Raw genomic sequence first — 2,977 nt, forward strand, 5'->3', positions numbered from 1 at the left:
GGCGTGGGCCGGCGGGCGGGGATCGGGTTCGCGATCGCCCGGGAACTGCTCGCCGCGGGCGCGAGCGTGCTGGCGCAGTCGTGGACGCCGCACGACGAGGAGCAGCCGTGGGGCGCCGAGCCCGTCGAGGACGTCCTGGCGGCGCTCGGCGGGACCGGCCCCCGCCTCGCCCATGTCGCCGCGGACTTCGCCGAGCCGGACGCGCCCGGGCGGGTCGTCCGGGAGGCGGTGGAGCGGTTCGGCGCGGTGGACGCCGTCGTCGCCAACCACGCCCGCAGCGCCCTCGGGACGCTCGGCGAGGTGACGGCGGCGGAGCTGGACCTGTGCTGGGCGGTGAACGCGCGGGCGAGCGTCCTGCTCGCCCAGGCGTTCGCCGCCGCGCACGACGACGCGCGCCCGGGCGGGCGGATCGTGCTGTTCACCTCGGGCCAGCACCTCGGGCCGATGGTGCGGGAGATCCCCTACGCGGTCAGCAAGGGCGCGATCCAGCAGATGACGCTGACGCTCGCCGACGCGCTGGCCGACCGGAAGATCACCGTGAACGCCGTCAATCCGGGCCCGGTGGACACCGGCTGGGCGGACGAGGAGCTGACCGAGCGGGTCGGGCGGGCGCTGCCGTTCGGGCGCTGGGGCGCGCCGGACGACGTGGCCCGGCTCGTGCGGTGGCTGGTGTCGGACGAGGGCCACTGGATCACCGGCCAGGTCGTCAACTCCGAGGGCGGGTTCCGGCGCTGGGCGATGTGAGGGTCAGGCGCGGCAGATCACCTCGCCGTGGGTGACGGCGAACCAGCCGTCCTCGGCGGCGGCCCAGGACTTCCAGCCCGCGTAGACGCGGTCCAGCTCGTCGCGGGTCGCGTGGCCGCCGGCCACGGCGTGGTCGGCCACCGAGGACCGGACCATGCGGCCGCCCCAGGACTCGCTCCACCATTCGCGCTCCGCGGGCGTGGCGTAGCACCAGGACGAGGCGGACGCGGTGACGTCGGTGAAGCCGGCGGCGCGGGCCCAGGAGACCAGGCGCCGGCCCGCGTCGGGCTCGCCGCCGTTGCCGCGCGCCACCTTGTAGTAGATGGGCAGCCAGGCGTCCATGCCGGGCGGCTCCGGGTACCAGACCATGGCGCCGAAATCGGCGTCGCGGGCGGCGACGACGCCGCCGGGCCGGGTGACGCGGCGCATCTCGCGCAGGGCCTGGACGGGGTCGGCGACGTGCTGGAGCACCTGGTGGGCGTGGACGACGTCGAAGGTGCCGTCGGGGTAGTCCAGCGCGTGGACGTCGGCCACCGCGAATTCGACGTTGGCCAGGGCGGCGGTGCTCTTGCGCGCCTCGTCCAGCACGGACTCGGCGGCGTCGGCGGCGACGACGCGGCCGGGGGCGACGCGTTCGGCCAGGCCGGCGGTGATCGTGCCGGGGCCGCAGCCGACGTCCAGGACCGACAGGCCGGGGCGCAGGTGCTCGATCAGGTGGGCGGCGGAGTTCTCGACCGTGCGCCACTGGTGGGAGCTCAGGACGCTCTCGTGGTGGCCGTGGGTGTAGGCCGGCATCGGGATCACCTCTCTGTCCTCGGTGCCCCCACCGTACGCCCGCTTCTCATAGTTTGAGAATCATGTATCAATATATGAGACAGCAAGGCCGGGAAAAGGGGATCGGGACGTGCCCGATCCCCTTCCGGGTGGCTTTGTCAGGCCGCCACGGCGACGCGGCGGGCCGGCGCGGGCTGCGGACGCAGGGGCAGGGCCTCGACCGCGGCCAGCGACGGCTCGGGGTCGGTGTAGGCGTTCAGCGTCGCATGGGGGAGCTCGGTGAGCCACGGCTCGACGACGGTCCGCTCGGCGGGCCCGTCCAGCCGCGGGTGGGAGAGATGGAACGTGCCGGTCGCTGCGCTCACTGCCAACACCCCTTCCTTGACCCGGTGGCGCCCGCGCCTCTGCGGGTGCCACCGTCAGTCACATACCCCTAGGTACGTGGTTACAAGCCACTCGGTTCGACGCCTGTTCCCAGGTGTCTCCCAAATCACAAGGTCAACGCTACGGGGCACCTCTGACATTTTCGAACCTTTATTCGAGCGGCCCGGCGGGCGCGAGGCGCCGATGATCACGGAGCGCGACGGCGGGCCGGGGGCCGCGCCGGCCCGGGATCGGCCGTTCGGCCGATCCGGCGGGTCCCCGACAGGCCGTACCCTGCATCACCGTGAGCGACCTGGGGACACGGCTGGACCGCATCCATTCGGTGGGCGGCTGCCTGATGCGCGCCGCGTACCTGGGCTTCGCGGGCCTGTACCTGCTCGGCTGCCTGGTCGCGATGGTGCGGGACATGCCCACCCTGTGGCTGCTGGTCGTCGCGGCCGTCGCCAGCGTCGCGGCCGTGGCCGGGCGGGTCGTCCCGTGGGCGGTCGCGGCGGGGGCGCTGTCGGCGTCCAGCACCCTGTACCTCGGGCTCGCGGTGCGCCCCGACTACACCGCGCCGAGCGTGCTCGCGGAGGTCGGCGGGCTGCTGATCGCCATCAGCCGGACGATGTGGAAGGCGCGCCGCGAGCACCTCGTCCCGCTGGCGGCGCTGCTCGGCGCCGCGGTGCTGGCGACGCCGCTGCGCTGGTCGGCGCTCGCCGGGGCGCTGATCAGCGCGCCGCTCGGCATCACCGTGTCGATCGCCCTCGGCATCGGCCTGTACCTGCGGGCGCTGGACGCCCGGCGGTCCCGGTCGCTCGCGGCGGCGCGCCGGGACGAGCGGCTGGAGCTGGCCCGCGACCTGCACGACTTCGTCGCCCACCACGTGACGGGCATCGTCGTCCAGGCGCAGGCGGCGCGGTTCGCGGCGCAGGCGGGCGCGGGCCAGTCGCCGGAGGACCTGGACCGCATGTTCGGCGGCATCGAGAAGGCCGGCACCGAGGCGCTGACCTCGATGCGCCGCATGGTCGGCCTGCTGCGGGACGCGCAGCACGTCAACGCCCCGGACGGGGACGCCCTCCCCGACGGCCGTCTC

4 protein-coding genes are annotated in these 2,977 nt (G+C 74.6%); 2 read left to right on the forward strand and 2 right to left on the reverse strand.

Features of this window, described 5'->3' with window-relative positions; all coding sequences use genetic code 11:
* Window positions 1-744: SDR family oxidoreductase (locus tag ETD96_RS42990; RefSeq protein WP_138642225.1), on the forward strand; the 744-nt coding region annotated here is incomplete at its 5' end.
* A 3-nt stretch (window positions 745-747) separates the two neighbouring features.
* Here the strand turns inward: ETD96_RS42990 and ETD96_RS42995 are convergent.
* On the reverse strand, window positions 748-1,539 hold the full coding sequence (locus tag ETD96_RS42995) for a methyltransferase domain-containing protein (protein WP_138642226.1): 792 nt from the start codon (window positions 1,537-1,539) through the stop codon (window positions 748-750).
* 137 nt (window positions 1,540-1,676) lie between these two features.
* Entirely contained in the window at window positions 1,677-1,883 is a 207-nt protein-coding gene (locus ETD96_RS43000; RefSeq protein WP_138642227.1) for a hypothetical protein, read from the reverse strand.
* 302 nt (window positions 1,884-2,185) lie between these two features.
* Here ETD96_RS43000 and ETD96_RS43005 point away from each other — a divergent pair.
* A partial coding sequence (locus ETD96_RS43005) for a histidine kinase (protein ID WP_240808638.1) occupies window positions 2,186-2,977 on the forward strand: 792 nt, incomplete at its 3' end.

The sequence above is a fragment of the Actinomadura geliboluensis genome, assembly GCF_005889745.1.
Taxonomy (GTDB): Bacteria; Actinomycetota; Actinomycetes; order Streptosporangiales; family Streptosporangiaceae; genus Spirillospora; species Spirillospora geliboluensis.

Bases quoted from the DNA above. Each gene is read 5' to 3' on its own strand.
- ETD96_RS42995 (WP_138642226.1), bottom strand. From the start codon at position 1,539: ATGCCGGCCTACACCCACGGCCACCACGAGAGCGTCCTGAGCTCCCAC.